The organism is Pseudomonas sp. TE3-3-F2023, from assembly GCF_036784815.1.
GTDB lineage: Bacteria > Pseudomonadota > Gammaproteobacteria > Pseudomonadales > Pseudomonadaceae > Aquipseudomonas > Aquipseudomonas pudica.
In genome coordinates, this window is record NZ_CP145113.1 from 4758547 (window position 1) to 4779746 (window position 21200).

At 65.7% G+C, this 21200-nt stretch carries 11 protein-coding genes; 7 read left to right on the forward strand and 4 right to left on the reverse strand.

Annotation, left to right across the window (positions count from 1 at the left end; translation table 11 throughout):
- Positions 1–125: 125 nt before the first annotated feature.
- Positions 126–13079, reverse strand: coding sequence for a non-ribosomal peptide synthetase (locus V3314_RS21920; RefSeq protein ID WP_338459639.1), 12954 nt, complete (start codon positions 13077–13079; stop codon positions 126–128).
- Between the two features lie 399 nt (positions 13080–13478).
- Between V3314_RS21920 and V3314_RS21925 the strand changes: the two genes are divergently transcribed.
- Positions 13479–14009, forward strand: coding sequence for an RNA polymerase factor sigma-70 (locus V3314_RS21925; protein WP_046615064.1), 531 nt, complete (start codon positions 13479–13481; stop codon positions 14007–14009).
- A 53-nt stretch (positions 14010–14062) separates the two neighbouring features.
- Here the strand turns inward: V3314_RS21925 and V3314_RS21930 are convergent, their stop codons facing one another.
- Positions 14063–15076: a GNAT family N-acetyltransferase gene (locus tag V3314_RS21930; protein WP_108479804.1), complete on the reverse strand. Its 1014-nt coding sequence runs from the start codon at positions 15074–15076 to the stop codon at positions 14063–14065.
- 63 nt (positions 15077–15139) lie between these two features.
- The gene (locus V3314_RS21935; protein ID WP_046615062.1) at positions 15140–15940 is read right to left on the reverse strand and encodes a transporter substrate-binding domain-containing protein; all 801 of its coding nucleotides are present in this window, start codon (positions 15938–15940) and stop codon (positions 15140–15142) included.
- Between the two features lie 172 nt (positions 15941–16112).
- Here V3314_RS21935 and V3314_RS21940 point away from each other — a divergent pair, with 172 nt between their 5' ends.
- Together V3314_RS21940 and V3314_RS21945 are read left to right on the forward strand one after the other, a co-directional pair.
- On the forward strand, positions 16113–16664 hold the full coding sequence (locus V3314_RS21940) for an exonuclease domain-containing protein (RefSeq protein ID WP_046615061.1): 552 nt from the start codon (positions 16113–16115) through the stop codon (positions 16662–16664).
- A 74-nt stretch (positions 16665–16738) separates the two neighbouring features.
- The gene (locus V3314_RS21945; RefSeq protein WP_043203870.1) at positions 16739–17023 is read left to right on the forward strand and encodes a pyrimidine/purine nucleoside phosphorylase; all 285 of its coding nucleotides are present in this window, start codon (positions 16739–16741) and stop codon (positions 17021–17023) included.
- Between the two features lie 112 nt (positions 17024–17135).
- Here V3314_RS21945 and V3314_RS21950 read toward each other — a convergent pair whose 3' ends face one another.
- Complete coding sequence (locus V3314_RS21950) at positions 17136–17828, reverse strand: alpha/beta family hydrolase (RefSeq protein ID WP_230385085.1); 693 nt, start codon at positions 17826–17828, stop codon at positions 17136–17138.
- 50 nt (positions 17829–17878) lie between these two features.
- Here V3314_RS21950 and ccoN point away from each other — a divergent pair, with 50 nt between their 5' ends.
- The 4 genes from ccoN to ccoP are packed head-to-tail and all read left to right on the forward strand — an operon-like array spanning position 17879 to position 21063.
- A complete protein-coding gene (ccoN, locus tag V3314_RS21955) occupies positions 17879–19303 on the forward strand; it encodes a cytochrome-c oxidase, cbb3-type subunit I (protein WP_108479806.1) in 1425 nt (474 codons plus the stop codon).
- Between the two features lie 13 nt (positions 19304–19316).
- Positions 19317–19925 carry a cytochrome-c oxidase, cbb3-type subunit II gene (ccoO, locus tag V3314_RS21960; RefSeq protein ID WP_013973492.1) on the forward strand — a complete coding sequence of 203 codons (609 nt, stop codon included), beginning with the start codon at positions 19317–19319 and terminating at the stop codon, positions 19923–19925.
- A gap of 5 nt (positions 19926–19930) precedes the next feature.
- The gene (locus tag V3314_RS21965) at positions 19931–20125 is read left to right on the forward strand and encodes a cbb3-type cytochrome c oxidase subunit 3 (RefSeq protein ID WP_023661030.1); all 195 of its coding nucleotides are present in this window, start codon (positions 19931–19933) and stop codon (positions 20123–20125) included.
- Positions 20122–21063, forward strand: a complete 942-nt coding sequence (gene ccoP, locus V3314_RS21970) for a cytochrome-c oxidase, cbb3-type subunit III (protein ID WP_046615058.1) — start codon at positions 20122–20124, stop codon at positions 21061–21063. The genes V3314_RS21965 and ccoP overlap by 4 nt, the downstream gene beginning before the upstream one ends.
- Positions 21064–21200 lie beyond the last annotated feature (137 nt).

Consider the following 21200-nt stretch of genomic DNA (forward strand, 5'->3'; position numbering starts at 1 on the left):
AAACCTCGAGAACAACGCCGTAGCTGTAGGAGCGGCCTTGTGTCGCGAAAGGGCCGCATAGCGGCCCCAGCAATTTCAACTTTTGTGCACCAATCCAGGGGCGGTGCTGGCCTCACCTGCTCAGGTCACAAGCCCTCCAGCTCAGCCATCAGGTCGCTGAGCCGGTCGACCTTGTCGTCATCCAGCACACTGCCCTGCAACCCCTGCACATACACCGCCAGTTCCTCCACCGTGCTGCACTCGAACATCGCCCGCAGCGGCACGTTCAACTGCAACTGCTTCTGCACCCGCGAGGCGATTTGCGTGGCCAGCAGCGAATGCCCGCCCAGCTCGAAGAAGTTGTCGTGCACCCCGACCCGCTCGGCCTTGAGCACATCGGCCCAGATACCGGCCAGTACCTCTTCCAGCTCATTGCGCGGCGCCTGGTAAGCCTGGCTGTGCTGGCCACCGATGTCGATGGCCGGCAGGGCCTTGCGGTCGAGCTTGCCGTTGGCGTTGTGCGGCAGGCTGTCGAACCAGCCCCAGTGCAGTGGGACCATATACTCCGGCAACTCGGCACGCAGGCGCTGCTTTAGCTGTTCCAGCAACGCAGCGTCGGCAGCAACGCCCTGATGCGCCACCAGGTAACCCACCAGGTGCTTGCCATTGGTGCCCTCCTGCACGCCAACGGCAGCGTCGCGGATCTCCGGCTGTTCGTGCAGGCGGGCTTCGATTTCGCCCAGTTCGATGCGGTAACCGCGAATCTTCACCTGATGGTCGATGCGACCGACATACTCAAGCACCCCGTCCTGGCGCTGCCGCGCCAGGTCGCCCGTGCGATACAGGCGTTCGCCCGGTGCACCATGAGGATGGGGAATGAACGCCAGCGCCGTGCGCACCGGGTCGCCGACATAGCCACGGCCCACCCCGGTGCCAGCCACGCACAACTCACCCGTCGCCCCTAGCGGTACCAGCGTCTGGTCCTCGCCGTACAGATAGAGGCGGTTGTTGTCGGTTGGCGTGCCGATCGGCAGGTAGCTGCCACGGGTCGAGGCGGCATCGACGCGGAAGAACGCCACGTCATCGGAGCACTCCGCCGGGCCGTAGGCGTTGACCAGGCCGATCTGCGGGTAGCGCTGCAACCACTGCGCCGCCAGCTCCGGAGGCATGGCCTCGCCGGTCGGCAGCATCCAGCGCAGGCCATCGAGGGCCTGGTGATCGTTGGCCAGCATGCCCTGGATCAGCGACGGCACGCTCTCCAGCACGCTGATGCCGGTGGCCTGCACATGCGCCAGCAGGCCGTGCGGGTCATGGGCGATGGCGTTCGGCACGATCTCCACCCTGGCGCCGAACAGCGGCGCGGCAAGGAACTGCCAAACCGAAATGTCGAAGCTCTGCGAAGCCGTCTGGGCAATCACGTCGTGCTCGCCAAGCGCCAGGTACGGCACCTTGCTCAGCTGGTTGTTGAGCATGCCGCGCTGCTCGACCATTACACCCTTCGGCAGGCCAGTGGAGCCTGAGGTGTAGATCACATAGGCGAGGTTATCCGGCCCGCTGTGAATGCCGGGGTTGTGGCTGGCCACCGGGCTGGCCTGGATGTCTTCCCAGATCAGCAGCTGCGGCCGCACCGCTGCCTCCAGCTCGCCCAGCAACTGCCGCCCTTGCCCGGCACAGGCCGCGCTGCACACCAGCACGGGTGTACGGCTTAGCTGGATGATGCTTTGCAGGCGCGCCGCCGGCAGGCCCGGGTCCAGTGGCAGGTAGCCGGCGCCGGCCTTGAAGCTGCCGACGATCATGCCCAGCAGCGGTAGCCCACGCTCGGCCAGCAGTGCCACCGGCTGGTCCACATTCACACCCGCCGCGATCAAGGCATGGCCCAGGCGGTTGGCCGCCAGATTCAAGCCGGCGTAGTCGTAGGACGCGTCCAGGCAGCGGGCCACGGTACGTTGCGGATGCGCGGCCACCTGTGCCTCGAACTGCGCGATGTAGCTCTGTTCCAACGGGTAGGCGCGCGCAGTGTGGTTGCAGTCTTTGAGCAGGAAGCGCTGCTCCTCTGCGCTCAGCAATGGCAATGCGCTCATCTCCCCTTCGAAGCCTTGCACCAGCGCCAGCAGCAGGCGCTTGAACTCGGCCAGCAGGCGCTCGACGGTCGGGTAGTCGAAGTAGCGCTGGTCGAACGACAGATGCAGGCCAAGGTCATCGCCCGGGTAGCACACCGCTGTCAGCGGGAAGTTGGTGTGGGTACGGCCCGAGTCGGAACTGGCATTCAGGTGCTGGGCGTGGTCGAGCACGGCAGTTTCCACCGGCGCGTTCTCGAACACGAACAGGCTGTCGAACAGCGGCTGGCCCTTGGGCAGTTCGCTGCATTCCTGGATCGCCACCAGCGGCAGGTATTCGTACTCACGCAGCTCCATGTTGCGCTCCAGCAGGCCTTGCAACCACTGGCGCACACTGCAGCGCTCACCCGCCATCGGCAACTGCACGCGCAAGGCGATGCTGTTGATGAAAAGGCCGACGGTACGCTGCATCTGCGGCATGCTCACCGGGCGCCCGGCCACGGTCACGCCAAAGATCACGTCGCGGTCGCCGCTGTAGCGCGCCAGCACCAGGGCCCAGGCCGCCTGGGCGAAGGTGTTGACGGTGAGCTGGTGGGCCTGGGCCAGTTCACGCAGGCGCACGCCGTCGCTCACCGCCAGGCGGGTGTAACAGTCGCCGACGATCATGCCGCTACCGGCATGGTCGTGGCGCAGCGGGCGGTCGCTGGGGATGGTGGTGGCGCGTTCGAAGCCGGCCAGGTTCGCCTGCCACCAGGCTCGCGCGTCGTCCAGGCCCTGGCGTTGCAGCCAACCAATGTAGTCGCGGTAACGCGGTGGCACCGGCAAGCGGGCCTGGCGCCCCTCGCCGAGGGCCTGGTAGATCTCGAAGAAATCGTTCATCAACAGCGAACGGCACCAGGCATCGATGAGGATGTGGTGGTTGCTCATCATGAACCAGTAGCGCTCGTCGGCCACACGCACCAGGCGCAGGTGGAACGGCGCCTCGCTGAGCAGGGCGAAACCTGCCTCGCGCTCCTGCTTGTGCAGCGCCTGCAGGCGCTGATCCTGGGCGTCGTCGTCGAGGCCACGCCAGTCCTGGTAGTCCACCGGCGTGTTGCCCGGCTTGTGGATGATCTGCAGCATCGCCTCGCCGGTGTTCCAGCTGAACGATGCGCGTAGCGCTTCGTGGCGCGCCACCACCGCCTGCCACGCCTGGGCGAAGCGTTCGGGGTCGAGCGCGCTGTTGATGCGGTAGCGGTCCTGCATGTAGTAGAGGCCAGTGCCCGGCTCCAGCAGGGTGTGCAGCAGCATGCCCTCCTGCATAGGCGTCAGCGGGTAGACGTCCTCGATCTGTGCTGCCGGTACCGGCAGCGCGTCGATCTGCGCCTGGGTCAGGTGCGCCAGCGGGAAGTCCGAGGGGGTGAAACTGCCGTTGCCATCAGCCAGGCAATGCTCGACCAGCGCCAGCAGCTCCTGGCGGTAGGCTTCGGCCAGGCCGGCGATGGTCCGCTCGTCATAGCGCTCGGTGCTGAAGGTCCAGCGCAGCTGCAGGGCGCCGCCATACACCTGGCCATCGACACTCAACCAGTTGGGCAGCGGCGCATCCAGGTCATGTGCCAGGCCGGCTGGGGCGTCCAGCGGCTGGAGCAGGGCTGTGCTGTCGAACTGCTGGTCGAACTGGCCCAGGTAGTTGAAGGTGATGCGTGCCTGCGGCAGGGCCGCCATCTGCTCGCGCCCTGCCGTATCGGCCAGGTAGCGCAGCACGCCGTAACCCAGGCCTTTGTGCGGTACCTGGCGCAGCTGCTCCTTGATGCGCTTGATCGAACCGGCCCGCGCCGCGTCGTCCTCGCCAGGCAGCGGGCGCAGGCTCAGCGGGTAGGCGTTGGTGAACCAGCCGACGCTGCGGGTCAGGTCCATGTCTTCGAACAGCCCGTCACGGCCATGGCCTTCAAGCTGTACCAGCACTTCTTCATCGCCGCTCCAGCGGCACAAGGCACGCGCCAGCGCGGTCAGCAGCAGATCGTTGACCTGGGTGTGGTAGGCCGCCGGGGCCTGTTGCAGCAACTGCCGGGTCTGCGCCACATCCAGGCCGATGGCCAGGGTACGGGCGTGGCGGTGCAGGTTGCCGCCCTGCGGGTGATCGCATGGCAGTTCGCGGCGCACGCCACCCAACTGGTCCTGCCACCAGCCCAGCTCGTCGCGCAGCGAATCGCTGCCGGCATAGCTGGCCAGGCGTGCGGCCCAGTCGCCCATGGCGTGGGTCTTGGCCGGCAGCGGCTGGCCGCGGTACAGCGCCTGCAGGTCTTCCAGCAGCACGCGCCACGACACGCCATCGACCACCAGGTGATGGATCGCCAGCAACAGGCGCTGGCCGCCCTGCCCGTCATTTACCAGCAAGGCACGCAACAGTGGGCCCTGCTCCAGGTCGAGGCTGCGTTGCAGGTCGGTGTACAGCGGCTGGCAATCGGCGAAATCGGCGACGGTGGCTGTCCACAGCAACTGCCCGGAGGCAGGCGAAGCATATTCGGCCTGCCAGCGGCCCTGGGCCCGGCTGAAGCGCAGGCGCAGGCTGTCGTGGTGCTGGACCAGGGCGGCCAAGGCGCGCTCCAGTACCCCCTCATCCAGCGGCTTGCGCGCCTCCAGCAGAACAGCCTGGTTCCAGTGTTGCGGCTGTGGCACTTCACTGTCGAACAACCAGTGCTGGATCGGCGTGAGGCCGGCCTGCCCCTGGCGCGGGCCCTGTTCGATGCTGCTGGCGGCTTCGCTGCGCTGAACGATGGCGGCCAGGGTCTGGATGGTCTGATGCTGGAACAGGTCGCGCGGGGTGAACTGCAAGCCGGCCTGACGAGCCCGGCTGACCACCTGGATCGACAGGATCGAGTCGCCGCCCAGTTCGAAGAAGTTGTCCTGCACGCCGACCTGGGCAACGTTGAGCACGTCGCGCCAGATCTGCGCCAGTTGCGCTTCCACCTCGCTGCCAGGCGCCTGGTACTGCTGGCGTGCCTGTTCCAGGTCCGGCAGCGGCAGCGCACGGCGGTCGAGCTTGCCGTTGCCCATCAGTGGCAGGCTGTCGAGCAGCACCAGGTGCGCCGGCACCATGTAGTCCGGCAGGTGCTGGCGGGCTTCGGCTTTCACCGCGTCGCGCAGCAGGCCCTGGGCCTCGCTGTCGGCAGCGGCCTGCCTGCACACCAGGTAACCCACCAGTTGCTTGCCGCCCGGCAGGTCGAGGGCCAGTACCACAGCCTCGTCGACATCGGCATGCGCCTGCAGGCGGCTTTCGATTTCGCCCAGTTCGATCCGGAAACCGCGGATTTTCACCTGCTGATCGGCGCGGCCGACGTACTCGACCAGGCCATCGCTGCCCAGGCGCACCAGGTCACCGGTGCGATACAGGCGTCCGCCTTCGCTGCCGAACGGGTCGGCGACGAAGCGCTCGGCGCTGAGGCCCGGGCGGTCGTGGTAGCCCTGGGCCAGGCCGGCACCGCCGACATACAGCTCGCCAATACCGCCTTGCGGCAACAGGGCAAGGTCTTCGTCGAGAATGTAGGCCGTGCGCTTACCGATGACGCGGCCGATCGGCACGCTGCCCAACTCCGCCGGCAGTGTCTGTGGTGCCAGGCAGGCCAGCGGCATGACCACGGTTTCGGTCGGCCCGTAGGCGTTGAAGAACTGCTGCGGCGCGAAGGCCTGGCGGATGCGCTGCAGGTGTTCACCGGTCAGCGCTTCACCACCGGTAATGACCAGGCGCACTGGCAACTGCTCGCCCTGCCCGGCCAGGTACTGCGCCAACTGGCTGCCGTAGCTGGGCGTGAAGCCGAGGATGCTCACCTGCTGCTCGCGCACCAGCTGGCAGATGTCTTCGGCGCCCCACTGCCCCTGGGCGCGCAGCACCACGCGGGCGCCGCACAGCAGCGGCACCCACAGGCGTTCGCTGGCAGCGTCGAAATTGATCGAATAGAAGTGCAGCTCGCAGTCCTCGCTGCGCATGCCGAACGCGTCGATCACTGCCTGGCAATGCATGGCGAACTCGCCGTGGCTGACTACCACGCCCTTGGGCTTGCCGGTGGAGCCAGAGGTGTAGATCAGGTAAGCCTGGTGCTGCGGCAGGTTGAGGTTGTCCAGCGGCGCATCGCTGTAGGCCGACAGGCTGGCGCTGTCGTCCTCCAGGCTCCAACGCGCCACGCCTTCAGGCAACTGCCCCAAGGTTTGCAGTAGCGCGCGCTGGCTGAGCAGCAGGCCGATGCAGCTGTCTTCGATCATGTAGCGCAGGCGGTCGAGTGGGTACTCGGGGTCGAGCGGCACGTAGGCGCCACCGGCCTTGAGGATGGCCAGCAGGCCGACGACCATTTCCAGCGAACGCTCCAGCGCCAGGCCCACGCGCACCTGTGGGCCGACGCCACGCTCGCGCAGGGCGCGGGCCAGGCGGTTGGCCTGCTGGTCGAGTTCGGCATAGGTCATGTGCCGGCCGGCAAAGGTCAACGCGCCAGCGTGGGGCGTGCGCGCAGCCTGCGCGGCGAACAGGCCATGCACGGTCTGGTCGAGAGCGAAATCCAGCTCGCCCTGCAACTGGCCCGCCAGCGCCTGCTGCTCGGCGCCGCTCAGCATCGGCAGCTCGCACAGGCGCTGGTGCGGGTTGTCGAGCATGCCGGCCAGCAGTTGCTGCCAGTGCTCGGCCATGCGTGCGATACGTGGTTCGTCGAACAGGTCGCGGCTGTAGGTCAGGCAGCAACCCAGGCGGCCGTCGAGGTCGGTCACCTCCAGGTACAGGTCGAACTTGGTGGCGCTGGCGTCGTTGACCAGGTAATCCACCTGCATGCCGGCAAGTTGACGGCTTTGCTGGAAGGCCCAGCGCTGCACGTTGCACATCACCTGGAACAGCGGGTTATAGGCGCTGCTGCGCGGTGGCTGCAGGGCTTCCACCAACTGGTCGAACGGCAGGTCCTGGTGCGACTGGCCTTCGATGGCAGCCTGCCGTACCTGCTCCAGCAACAGTGCGGCGGTCATCTGGCCGTCCAGCTCGCAACGCAGCACCTGGGTGTTGAGGAACGCGCCAATCAGCCCTTCGCTTTCCGGGCGGATGCGGTTGGCCACCGGCGCGCCAATGCGCAAGTCACGCTGGCCGCTGTAGCGGTGCAGCATGGCGGCCAGGGTGGCAGTCATGGTCATGAACAACGTCAGGCCGCGCTGGCTGTTGAAGGCATGTACGCGGGCAACCAGCGCCGGGTCGAGCTCGAAGCGGTACAGCCCGCCACGGTAGCTCTGCACTGCCGGGCGCGGGCGGTCGGCAGGCAGCGCCAGTACCGGATGCTCATCGCCCAGGCGGGCCTGCCAGTAGGCCAGCTGTCGTGCACCCTCGCCGCTTTCCAGCCATTGCCGTTGCCACACGCTGTAGTCCAGGTACTGCACCGGCAGCGGCGCCAGCGGCGATTCGCGGTCATCGACGAAGGCCTCGTACAGCTCGCCCAGTTCGCGGGCGAAGATGTCCATGGCCCAGCCTTCGGTGACGATATGGTGCAGAGTCAGCACGAAGAAATGCTCGCGCTCCTGGGCTTTGACCAGACAGGCACGCAGCAACGGACCGCGCTCCAGGTCGAACGGCTGGTGCGCCTGGTCGTCGGCCAGTTGTTGCAGGCGTTGCTGGCGGGCATCGGCGGGCAAGGCGCTGAAGTCCTGCCAATCGAGGTGCAGGCTGCTGTCTTCGGCTACGCACTGATACGGCACACCATCGATGCTTGGGAAGGTGGTGCGCAGGGTTTCATGCCGTACCACCAGCGCCTGCAGCGCACGCTCGAAGGCATCCACATGCAGGGTGCCGCGCAGGCGCGCCATGCCGCCGACGTTGTACGCCGGGCTACCTGGCTCCATTTGCCAGAGGAACCACATGCGCTGCTGCGAGTACGACAGCGGCACCGCCTGGCGGCGGTCGACGCGGGCGATTGCACCTTGCAGGTTGCGCTCACCGGCAGCGCGGATACGCGCGATCTCGGCACAGAAGGCGCCCAGCTCGCTGGCTTCGAACAAGGCCTTGAGCGGCAGCTCGACATCGCAGGCCTGGCGTGTGCGCGAAACAATTTGAGTGGCCAGCAGCGAATGGCCACCGAGGGCGAAGAAGTCGTCCTGCAGGCCAACGCGCGGCAGGTTCAGCACCTCACGCCAGATGGCAGCGACCTGCTGCTGCAACCCGGTTTGCGGCTCGACGTGCTCCCGCTGCTGCCACACCGGGGCCGGCAACGCCTTGCGATCGACCTTGCCGCTGGGGCCCAGTGGCATCTGCGTCAACGGGATAAGTTGTGCCGGCACCATGTAGGCCGGTAGTTGTTCAGCCAGCACCGTCAGCAATGCATCAGGCTGGGCGCTGCCACTGTAGTAGCCGACCAGTTGCGCGCCGATGGCATCCCTGTGAATCAGCACCAGTGCCTGTTCGACCCCAGCTTGCGCCAGCAGGCAGGCCTGGACTTCCTCGGGTTCGACACGGAAGCCACGCACCTTGACCTGCTGGTCGAGGCGGCCAAGGTACTCCAGCGCCTCGGTCTGTACCTGCCAGCGGGCGCGGTCGCCACTGCGGTACAGGCGCTCGCCATTGCCGTCGGCGCGGGGCACGAAACGTTCGGCGGTGAGCCCCGGACGCCCCAGATAGCCACGGGCCAGGCCGGCACCGCCGAGGTACAACTCGCCCGGTACACCGGGGGCGGTCAGCTCCAGTTCGTCGTCCAGCACTCGGCACAGCACATTGCCCAGCGGGCGGCCGATCGGCGAGCGTTCGCCATCGGTGGCCTGACAGTGCCAGTGGGTGACGTTGATGGCGGTTTCGGTCGGGCCATAGCGGTTGTGCAGTTGCACCTGTGGCAGCACCTGCAGCACGCGGTCACGCAGCGCAGCGGACAGCGCTTCGCCACCGGAGAACAGCCGACGCAGGCTGCTGCAGGCACCCGCCTGCGGCTCCTGGACGAACACCTGCAACAGCGGCGGCACGAAGTGCAGCGTGGTCACGCCATGGGCCTGCACCAACGCGGCGATGCGCTGCGGGTCGCGGTGCTCGCCAGGGCCGGCGAGCACCAGCTTGCAACCAGTCACCAGTGGCCAGAAGCATTCCCACACCGAAACGTCGAAGCTGATCGGCGCCTTCTGCATCAGCACGTCGCTGTCCTCCAGCGCATAGCTGGCCTGCATCCATTGCAGGCGCTCGGCCAGTGCCGCATGAGTATTGCCCACGCCCTTGGGCTGGCCGGTGGAACCGGAGGTGTAGATCACATAGGCCAGGTTGTCGCCATGCAGGTGCAGGCCAGGGGCATGGCTTGGCCAGCTGTCCAGGTGCAGCTGGTCGAGGGCGATGGCGCTGACGCCGTCAACCTGTGGCAGCTTGCCCAGCAGGGTGCTGTGGCTCAGCAGCAGGCCTGCGTTGCAGTCGGCGAGCATGTAGGCCAGGCGCTCGGCCGGGTAATCGACGTCCAGCGGCACATAGGCACCACCGGCCTTGAGAATGGCCAGCAGGCCCACCAGCAGTTGCGGCGAACGCTCGACGGCGATGGCCACGCAAGTGTCGGGGCCCACGCCTTTGTCACGCAGGTAGTGGGCCAGACGGTTGGCTTGCTGGTGCAACTCGGCGTAATCCAGGCTGCCACCGTCCCACACCAGGGCGGTACGCTGCGGGGTCAGGCATGCCTGGTCATTGAGCTGCTCGACCAGCAGGCGCTGGGGCGCCGCAGCGGGTGCCTCGCCCCAGCTCAGCAATTGCGCGCGGCCAGGCTCGTCGAGCAATTGCACCTCGCCCAACGCCCGCTGCGGCCTGGCGCACACCTGCTCGAGCAGGGCCAGCAGGTGTTGGGCCAGGCGCTTGATGGTGCTGGTATCGAACAGTTCGGCGGCATAGTCGAAGGCCAGGCTCAGGCGGCCCTGGTGGTCTTCTTCACTGTGCAACTGCAAGTCGAACTTGGCTTCACGGCTGTGCCAAGGCAGCTCTTCGGCGAGCAGGCCCGGCAAGCGACGCAGGGCGGACAGGTCACGTTGCTGGTGGTTGAACATGACCTGGAACAGACCTTGCTCGCGAGCCTCGGGCAAGGCTTCGAGCAGTTGCTCGAACGGCAGATCCTGGTTGGCCTGGGCATCCAGGGTGGCCTGGCGCACCTGGGCCAGCAACTGGTCGAACGGCAGGCGGCCATCGAGTTGCGCACGCAGCACCTGGGTGTTGATGAAGAAGCCAACCATGCCTTGGGTTTCAAGGCGCGGGCGGTTGGCGTTGGGCACGCCGACACGGATATCTGCCTGCCCACTGTAGCGATGCAGCAGCGCCTGCCAGCCGGCCAGCAGCACCATGAACAGGCTGGCCTGCTGTTCGCGGGCCAGGCCCTTGAGTGCTTCGGTTAGCCTGGCCGGTACCTTGAGGTTGAAGCGGACGGCGCGGTGGTCGCGCTGGCTGGTGCGCGGGTGGTCGGTGCACAGGTCGAGCACCGGCAGTTCATCCCCCAGACGCTCCTTCCAGTGCTGCAGTTGGCGCTCGGCTTCGCCTGCGGCCAGCCACTGTCGCTGCCAGGTACCGTAGTCGGCATAACCCAGGGTCAGCGGTGCCAGGTTGGCCTCGATGCCCTGGCAATGGGCGGCGTACAGTTTGGCGAATTCGTCGAGCAGGATGTTCAGCGACCAGCCGTCGGCGACGATATGGTGCAGGGTCACCCACAGTTGATGGTGTTCATCGTCCAGACGCGCCAGCGTCACGCGCAGCAACGGCCCCCGGGTCAGGTCGAACGGCTGGCGAGCTTCGGTTTCACGTTGGGCGGCGACCTGTTCGGCGGCCTGGCCTTCGAGGTCCAGGCGGCGAAGGTCGAACGGCTGCTGCGCCTGGATGCGCTGCAGGGCCTGGCCGTTCTCTTCGGCAAACAGGGTACGCAGCGATTCATGGCGCGCCACCAGCGCCTGGAAGGCCGCTTCCAGTGCGTTTTCGTCCAGCTCGCCGCGCAACTGCAGGCCAGCCGGAATGTTGTAGGCCGCCGACTGCGGGTCCAATTGCCATAGCAGCCACAGGCGGTTTTGCGCCAGCGACTGGGGCAGCGCCTGGGTGCGCTCCAGAGTAGCGATGGCGCCGACCCGGCCACCGCCTTCGGCGATGATCGCGGCCACGGCCTTGGCGTAGTCAGCCAGTATCGGCGCCTCGAACAGGGTGCGCAGGCCCAGCTCGATGCCCAGTTCATCGGCCAGGCGTGCAGTGGCGTGGGTGGCGGCGATGGAGTTGCCGCCCAGCAGCAGGAAGTGGTCGTCTGCCGCCACCGCCTCGACCTTGAGGATGTCGCGCCACACCCCGGCGATGCGCACCTGCAGCTCACCGCCGGCGGCATCCGCGGCAACGGGCTCGCCCACCTCAGGGAAGCGGGCGTAGCAGTCCAGGCTGCCATCGTCCATGCGCAGGCGGCAGGCCGAACGCTGCAGCTTGCCGCTGGAGGTCTTGGGCAGCGCCCCCGGGTTCAGCAGCAGGACAACGGCCGGGGCCTGGCGGCAGGCGTCGGCGATCACCTGGCGCAGGGTCCTGATCAGTTCCCGGGGCTTGATCGCCTTCTGCACGTTGCGGCTGACTTCCACCGCCACGCCAATGCCCTCCTCGCCTTGCTGCTCGACGGCGAACACTGCCACGCGGCCTTTGCGCAGCACATCCACTTCGCGCTCGAGGGTCTTTTCCAGGTCCTGCGGGTACAGGTTCTGCCCACGCACGATCAGCATGTCCTTCAGGCGCCCGGTGACGAACACTTCGCCTTGGCGCATGAAGCCCAGGTCGCCGGTACGCAGCCAGGTCTGGCCGTCCATCTCGACGAAGGTGCGGGCGCTGGCCTCGGGGTTGCGCCAGTAGCCCTGCGCGATGCTCGGGCCACCGGCCCAGATCTCGCCCACCTGGTTGTCGCCCAGCACCTGCAGGCTTTGTGGTTCGACAATGCGCACGGCATGCCCGGGCTGCGGGTAGCCACAGCTCATCAGCACACTGCCCTTGCCAGGTTCGGCACGGTTGGCGGCGAAGGCTTCGGCGTCCAGCTCCAGCGCGGCGATACCCTGGCCACGGCGGCTGCCGCTGACGAACAGGGTCGCCTCGGCCAGGCCGTAACTGGCGAAGAAGCTCTGCGGGTCGAAGCCGCAGGCCTGAAACTTGTGGGCAAAGGCCGCCAGGCTGTCCTGGCGGATCGGCTCGGAGCCCGAATAGGCCACCCGCCAGCGGCTTAGGTCGAGCCCGGCCAGGGAGGCCTCGCTGACCCGCTCGCTGCACAGCCGGTAGGCGAAGTCGGGGCCGCCGCTGATGGTGCCGCCGTATTCGCTGATGGCCTGCAACCAGCGCAGCGGCCGGGCCAGGAAGTAGCCCGGCGACATCAGTACGCAGGGCACACCGCTGAAGATCGGCTGCAACAGGCCGCCGATCAGGCCCATGTCGTGGTACAGCGGTAGCCAGCTGACGATCACGTCGTCGGGGTTGAGGTCGATGCCAAAGCCTTGGCGGATCAGTTGTTCGTTGGCCACCAGGTTGCCATGGCTGACCTGCACGCCCTTGGGCAGCGCGGTGGAGCCAGAGGTGTACTGCAGGAAGGCGATGTCATCACCCTTGAGCGCGGGCTCGCGCCAGTTTGCAGCCAGTGCCGGGTCCAGACCATCCACCGCCAGCAGTTCAGGGGCGTTGGCCGCCGTCAGGGCCTCCAGGCCCTGCAGGCTGTCGTGCAGGGCCGCGACGGTCAGCAGCAGGCGCGGCTCGGCGTCGTCGATGATCGACAGCAAGCGCTGCTGGTGGTGCGGGCGCGCGGACTCCGGTGGGTAGGCCGGCACCGCAATCACGCCGGCGTACAGGCAGCCGAAGAATGCCGCCACATAGTCAGGCCCGCTGGGGAACAACAGCACCGCGCGGTCGCCGAAGCCAGCACGGGTTTGCAAGGCAGCAGCGATGGTGCGCGCACGCTGATCGAGGTCCCGGTAGCTGAGCACGGCCTGCTCGCCGGGAGCGTCGGCCAGAAAGCGCAAGGCGACTTTGTCCGGGGTCTGCACGGCGCGTTGCGCCAGGGCCTGGACCAGCGAGAGCGGGAGTTCGAAGGCGTCCGTCATGGGGTGTTCCTGCCAGTGTCTGGTTGGGTCGGGCCGGCTGCTGCACGAACGTGGGCGCAGCGGCATGTGGCGGCCTGAGGTGTACACAGGGGAACGGATGGGCGGGGGGAGAAATTAGCGGCGGTGAGGCTTTGGGGGCGCGTGAGGGTTGCCAGGTGTTTGCCATGAGAGATGTTGCGCCTGGGAGACCGAGCGCCGCCCGGGCAGCGCTCGATCTCCCAGGCGATGAAAACGCCCTGACATGCACCCAGCCACCCTCACGCCTTAGAACTGAAATCACATGAAACCAATTACATTTCGCATTTGACAATCATTATCATTCTGAATAGCTTGTCGCCCGTCGTAGGAAGCTTCCCAAATTTGGGTGCGTCCTTTCCCCTCTGTGACAAGGTGATTTCCATGGCGGAACAACTATCCACAAGTAAGTGCGATTCACCATTACTGCAGGCCTTCGTCGACAACCGCAGCATCCTGGTCAAGATCGCTGCCCGCATCACCGGCTGCCGGTCGCGCGCCGAAGATGTGGTGCAGGACGCCTTTTTCCGGCTCAGCGCCGCCCCGCAGATCACCTCGTCGTTCAAGGCGCAGCTGAGCTATCTGTTCCAGATCGTGCGCAACCTGGCCATCGACCACTATCGCAAGCAGGCGATGGAGTTGAAGTACTCCGGCAGCGAGGAGGAAGGCCTGAACGTGGTTGTGCAAAACGCCTCCCCCGAAGCCACCCACATCAACCTTGCCGCGCTGGATGACATTGCCAAGGCGCTGAACGAACTGCCCCAGCGCACCCGCTATGCCTTCGAGATGTACCGCCTGCATGGCGTGCCGCAGAAGGACATTGCCAAGGAGCTGGGAGTGTCGCCGACACTGGTCAACTTCATGATCCGCGATGCGCTGGTGCATTGCCGCAAGACGGCCAGTCGGCAGGCCTGATCAGGCAGAGTCTGCTTCTTCGCGGGCGCGCCCGCGAAGAAGCCACCTCGATATCAAGCCAGTTTGCAGCGATCGAAAAACCGCTCCCGCCCCAGAATCATCAACGCCGCACGCTTGTGCGGGAAGTCGAACTCCTTGTCGCAATGGAAGCACTGGTCGTGCATGTAGCCGATCATCTTGCCGTTGTCGGCACGCGGTTCGGCCACCACCCGCTGGGTGCGCGGGTCATCCAGGAACAGGTAGTGCACCAGCGCCGATAACCAGCTGGCCACCTTGTGCGGCCCGCGGTGGCTCTCTTCCCCTACCAGCATGTGGATGCCACGGTCGTAGTCATTGGCCGGGTAGAACGGCGCAATGCGGTCTTCCTTGGCCCAATACGCTTCAAAGTAGGCAAACGGCTGGTCATCGAAGCAGCCGATCAGCGTCAGGGCATGCGGGTCGGCCTCGAGCTTGCCCAGGTATTCGCGGTGCTGCGCCAGGGTGCCAGCCTCCTGCCAGAACGCCTCCACCCGTGGGTTGTTCTGCCAACGGTTGAAGCGCTCCAGGTCATGCTCGATTTCCAAGGTACGCAGCGATACCCAGCTGCCCAGGCGCGTATCGAAGCGCCGGTACACCTCGCCACGAGGCTTGGGCGCGCGGCGTGGGTGGCGCTTGCCGTTGCTGATCTGCATCTGCTGCGGGTAAGCCACGCTGGCTGATTCACCCAGCCATGGCTGCGGCAACTGCCAGAACAGCGCCCGCTCGCACAGGTATTGGCCAGGCTGCTCGCCGGCCAGCAGCAAGCCACTGGTCAATGCCTGGGGCAACGCCTCGGGCAGGTACCAGGCCAGGCGCTGGCAGGCGGTGTCGCGGGCCAGCAGCCAATAACAGGCTGCCCACAAGGCCTGATAGGGGCGCTCGGGGCACAGCCGCTCCAGGTGAACATGCAGGGAAGCGCCCACCTCCAGGCGCAACTGGATCAGCGGGCGGCCTTCGAGGGAAAGGCTCAGCCAGCTGTCGCCCTCCTCGGCACTGAGGCTGCGCCAGCGTGGCGCTGACCGGGGCTGCAAAGCGTTATCGAACGGCATGGGCTTTACTCACGGCAATGAAGAAAAGGCTCACTGCTGTGAACGTTGCCGCACCACGGGAATTTACTCGCGTGGGGCCGCCACCGTGATGCGGTAGGGCTCGAAGATGCGCGCCAGCTCGCCACTGTCGCGCAGGGCCCGCAGCAGCGCCGCGAACGACTGCTCGCCGATGGGCGCCCCCGGGCGCAACAAGGCGTAGTGATGGTAGACCTGGTCAATGCGTTGCGAGGGCACCAACCGCTCCCGGCTGGCCGGGTTGCGTGCCAGGAAATCGCTGAGGTAGGAACGCGTGACCAGGGCGATGTCGGCGCGGCCTGCCTGCACCATCAGCAGGTTGCTGTCGTGGGAGTAGGTCAGGGTCGCGTTGTAGGCGGTGCGCAGGTATTCAGGGTCGGAGTTGAAGCCGGCGAACGCATAGTGATAGCCATTGAACAACGCCAGGCGCTTGCCGTTCAGGTCGTCGAAGTAATGCGGGTCACCGCCATTGGCTTGGCGAGCGACGAACACCTCGGCATCTTCCAGGCCCATGTCCACGGTCTTGTGGGGAATCTGCTGCCAGCCCCATTGCGGGTTCTCGAAAATGGCCATGTCGGTACGGCCTTGCTGGAAGTCGCCGAAACGCCGCTGAATGGACGTGGGTACCAGAACGAAACGGTAGTGCTGCTGCGCGCGGTTGAGCGCGTCGACCAACTGCGGCAGAAGACCGGTGTCGGCACCCTGCTCCGGGCGCACGGTGTAGGGCGGAAAATGCGCCGCGCCAATCTTCACTTCAACAGTACTTGCCGCCCATGCCGGCACCGCCAGCCAGAACACGGCCAGCAGCATCAGGGAAGACAAGGCCTTGAGGCCGGGCGCTGGAGTCAAGACGGACACTCATCACGGTTCATGCCTGGGTTCGCCTAAGCTAGGCGTTTTCGGGGCCGGGCACAACTGCCGGTTAATGGCCCTTTGCGCCAAAGCTGCGGGCAAATTGCCAGGGGGTGCCGGATGCCCTGAGTTTGGCTACGCTCTAGCAGGATCTGCAAGGGAGCCTGATATGGGCCACTGGTTGGTGATCGACCTGGAAGCCACCACCGACGATGGTGGGTGGCCGGTCACAGAGATGGAAGTCATTGAAATCGGCGCAAGCCTGGTTACCCGCGACGGCCGCGAGGTCGACCACTTCCAGCGCTTCGTGAAGCCCCGGCGGCGGCCGCAGCTGACCCCATTCTGCCGTGAACTGACCCACATCAGCCAGGCCAGCGTGGACAGTGCCGCGCCGTTCCGCGAGGTGTGGGCAAGCTTCGAGCACTGGCTCGGGCACCACCGCGGGCAGCTTCAGGCCTGGGTCAGCTGGGGCGACTACGACCGCCAGCAGTTGCACCAGGAGTGGCAGCAGCATGGGCTGGACAGCATGCTGCGGACCCTGCCGCACATCAACCTCAAGCAACGCTTCGCCAAGGCCCGCCACCTGCAGCGCCCTGCCGGGCTCAATGGTGCACTGCAGCTGGCCGGCATGCACTTTTGCGGGCAGCAGCACCGGGCCCTGGAGGATGCGCGCAATACTGCGCGGCTGCTGCCGTTGAGCCTGCCGGTGGACGCTACCTGAAAGCAGATGACGGGGCCCGTGGCCTTGGGCATACTGGCCAGCCCTTTTTCCTCCCCCCTTTTCAGGAGTCGCCCATGTTCCAGGTCAACGAGTACTTCAACGGCACCGTCAAGTCGATCGCATTCGCGGGCGAAGAAGGCCCGGCCACTGTCGGCGTGATGGCCCCGGGCGAATACGAGTTCGGCACTGCCAAGCGCGAGATCATGCACGTGGTTTCGGGTGCGCTGACCGTGAAGCTGCCAGGTAGCGACAACTGGGAAACCTTCAAGGCCGGTGACAAGTTCAATGTGGCCGCCGACAGCAAGTTCCAGCTGAAGGTGGCGGTGGATACTGCCTACCTGTGCGAGTACCGTGACTAAGCGGTAGCCTGTACCGGCCTCTTCGCGGGCATGCCCGCTCCTACAGGTTCACTACAAGCTGCGGGCCTGTGCAGTACCTGTGGGAGCGGGCAAGCCCGCGAAGAATCCAGCACTAGTCTTTTAGGAAAGCTGCAACCTTCTCAGCCGCGGCCTGCAAGTGCTGCTCATGGCTGAACCCCGAGGCCTTCAGCGGCTTCAGGTCATGGTCCCCTGCCAACAGCCAGCTCACTTCGATCGCCGGCGATAACGCATACCCTGCCACCGCCTCGCGGTTACCCAGCGCATCTCGCTCACCCTGCACGATCAACGTCGGCGTCTTCAATTCGGCCAGGTGCTCGACCCGTGGCTTCTCCGGCTTGCCCACCGCATAGAACGGATAGCCCAGGCACACCAATGCATCCGCCCCCAGCTCATCGGCCAGCAGGCTGGCCATGCGCCCGCCCATGGACTTGCCACCCACCGCCAGCTTGCCCGCGACCAAAGGTCGCACCTGCCGGTACACCTCGCGCCAGCATTCCAGCAATACCTTCTGCGGGTTCGGCGGCCGCTTGCCGCCGGTAACCCTGCGTTCGGCCATGTACGGGAATTCGAAGCGCACTACCGCCACCCCAAGCGCCGCAAGCCTTTGCGCCATTTCGTCCATGAACCCGCTGTCCATCGGCGCACCTGCGCCATGCGCCAGGATCAGGCAGCCCCTGTAGCCGTCCTTGCCCCGAACGTGCGGGGGATTGCAGCGCAAGCCTGGGACATTTCCGACCTTCGCCCATTGATCCCCGTCAATACCGGCACATTGCCCATTAATCATGCTTGCCTCGCTGTAAAGCCTGCCAAATAACCGTGGATGGGAACCCATACATGAACACAACCAGCAGTACCGCCTATAACTACAAGGTGGTCCGCCAATTCACCATCATGACGGTGGTGTGGGGAATCGTCGGGATGGGGCTCGGCGTCTTCATCGCCGCCCAGCTCGCCTGGCCTTCCCTCAACTTCGACCTCCCCTGGACCAGCTTCGGCCGCCTGCGCCCCCTGCATACCAATGCGGTGATCTTCGCCTTCGGCGGCTGTGCGCTGTTCGCCACCTCCTATTATTCGGTGCAACGCACCTGCCAGACCACCCTGTTCGCACCGGGCCTGGCCGCGTTCACCTTCTGGGGCTGGCAACTGGTGATCCTGCTGGCGGCCATCAGCCTGCCGCTGGGCTACACCAGCTCCAAGGAATACGCCGAACTGGAATGGCCGATCGACATCCTTATCACCATCGTCTGGGTGAGCTACGCCATCGTGTTCTTCGGCACGCTGATGAAGCGCAACACCAAGCACATCTACGTCGGTAACTGGTTCTTCGGCGGCTTCATCCTCACCGTGGCGATGCTGCACGTCGTCAACAACCTGGAACTGCCGGTCAGCCTGACCAAGTCCTACTCGGTCTATGCCGGCGCCACCGATGCCATGGTGCAGTGGTGGTACGGCCACAACGCCGTGGGCTTCTTCCTGACCGCGGGCTTCCTGGGGATGATGTACTACTACGTGCCCAAGCAGGCCGAACGCCCGGTGTATTCCTATCGCCTGTCGATCGTGCACTTCTGGGCGCTGATCACCCTGTACATCTGGGCCGGCCCGCACCACCTGCACTACACCGCGCTGCCCGACTGGGCGCAGTCGCTGGGCATGGTGATGTCGCTGATCCTGCTGGCACCAAGCTGGGGCGGCATGATCAACGGCATGATGACCCTGTCCGGCGCCTGGCACAAACTGCGCAGCGACCCGATCCTGCGCTTCCTGGTGGTGTCACTGGCGTTCTACGGCATGTCCACCTTCGAAGGCCCGATGATGGCCATCAAGACGGTCAACGCCCTGTCCCACTACACCGACTGGACCATCGGCCACGTGCACGCCGGCGCTCTCGGCTGGGTGGCGATGATTTCGATTGGTGCGTTGTACCACACCATCCCGAAAGTGTTCGGCAAGGAGCGCATGTACAGCATCGGCCTGATCAACGCCCACTTCTGGCTGGCCACCATCGGCACCGTACTTTACATCGCCTCGATGTGGGTCAATGGCATCGCCCAGGGCCTAATGTGGCGCGCGGTCAACAGCGACGGCACGCTCACTTACTCATTCGTGGAAACCCTGGTGGCCAGCCACCCAGGCTTCATCGTGCGCTTCGTCGGCGGTGCGATCTTCCTCAGCGGCATGTTCCTGATGGCCTGGAACACCTGGCGCACCGTGCGTTCGCCGGCGCTCGATGTCGCCCCTGCGAACGCCCAGCTGGCTTGAGGAGACCTGCCTGATGAAACATGAAGTCATCGAGAAAAACGTCGGCCTGCTGGCCCTGCTGATGGTATTTGCCGTCAGTATCGGCGGCCTGACACAGATCGTCCCGCTGTTCTTCCAGGACGTCACCAACAAGCCGGTGGAGGGCATGAAGCCCTACACCGCGCTGCAACTGGAAGGCCGCGATATCTACATCCGCGAAGGCTGCGTGGGCTGCCATTCGCAGATGATCCGCCCGTTCCGTGCCGAAACCGAGCGCTATGGCCACTACTCGGTGGCAGGTGAAAGCGTATGGGACCACCCGTTCCTGTGGGGCTCCAAGCGCACCGGACCGGACCTGGCCCGGGTCGGTGGCCGCTACTCGGACGACTGGCACCGTGCGCACCTGTACAACCCGCGCAACGTGGTACCGGAGTCGAAGATGCCGTCGTACCCATGGCTGGTCGCCCAGCAGGTCGACAACAGCCATACCGACACCAAGATGCGCACCCTGCGCACCTTGGGCGTGCCGTACACCGACGATGACATCGCCGGCGCCCGCGACGCGGTCAAGGGCAAGACCGAAATGGACGCCCTGGTCGCCTACCTGCAGGTGCTCGGCACCGCGATCAAGAACAAGAGGTGAATGCGATGGGAATGGACATCGGCATGATCCGCGGCCTGGGCACCCTGGTTGTGATGATCGCCTTCATCGGCCTCACCCTGTGGGTATTCAATCGCCGCCGCGACCGTGATTTCGCCGAAGCGCGCCTGCTGCCCTTCGTCGACGACCGCCTGCCCTCTGCCGGACAGGAACCTGCTGCAAAAAGGAGTAACGGGCAATGACCACCTTCTGGAGTACGTACATCTGCGTACTGACCATCGGTAGCCTGATTGGCCTGACCTGGCTGCTGCTCGCCACCCGCAAGGGCCAGAGCAACAACACCACCGACCAGACCATGGGCCACAGCTTCGACGGCATCGAGGAATACGACAACCCGCTGCCCAAGTGGTGGTTCTGGCTGTTCGTCGGCACCCTGGTGTTCTCGGTCGGCTACCTGATCCTCTACCCCGGCCTGGGCAACTGGAAGGGCATCCTGCCGGGCTATGAAAATGGCTGGACCGGTGCCAATGAATGGCAGAAAGAGATGGAAAAGGCCGACGCAAGATTCGGCCCGATCTTCGCCAAGTATGCTGCCATGCCCGTGGAAGAAGTGGCCAAGGACCCGCAGGCGCTGAAAATGGGCAGCCGCCTGTTCGCCTCCAACTGCTCGGTTTGCCATGGCTCGGATGCCAAGGGTGCCTATGGCTTCCCCAACCTCACCGACAAGGACTGGCGCTGGGGCGGCGAGGCGGAAACCATCAAGGCGTCGATCATGAACGGTCGTCACGGCGTGATGCCAGCCTGGGCCGAAGTGATCGGCGAGCAGGGTGTAGCGGATGTGGCCGCGTTCGTGCTCACCAACCTCGATGGCCGCCCCCTGCCGGAAGGGGTCAAGGCCGACGCCGCCAAGGGCAAGGAAATCTTCGCCGGCAATTGCGTGGCCTGCCACGGGCCTGAAGGCAAGGGCACCCCGGCCATGGGCGCGCCAGACCTGACCCACCCGCAGGCGTTCATCTATGGTTCGAGCTTTGCCCAGCTGCAGCAGACCATTCGCTATGGTCGCCAGGGTCAGATGCCGGCGCAGGCGGAGATCCAGGGCAACGACAAGGTGCACCTGCTGGCGGCGTATGTGTATAGCCTGTCGCAGGATGGTGCTGCTGAAACCGTGACTGCCAAGTAATACCGCCCAGGGGCCGCTTTGCGGCCCTATCGCGACACAAGGCCGCTCCTACAAGGGACCGCGTACTCCCTGTAGGAGCGGCCTTGTGTCGCGACGGGCTGCAAAGCAGCCCCAATCCCACCTTGCCCCCGCTCTAC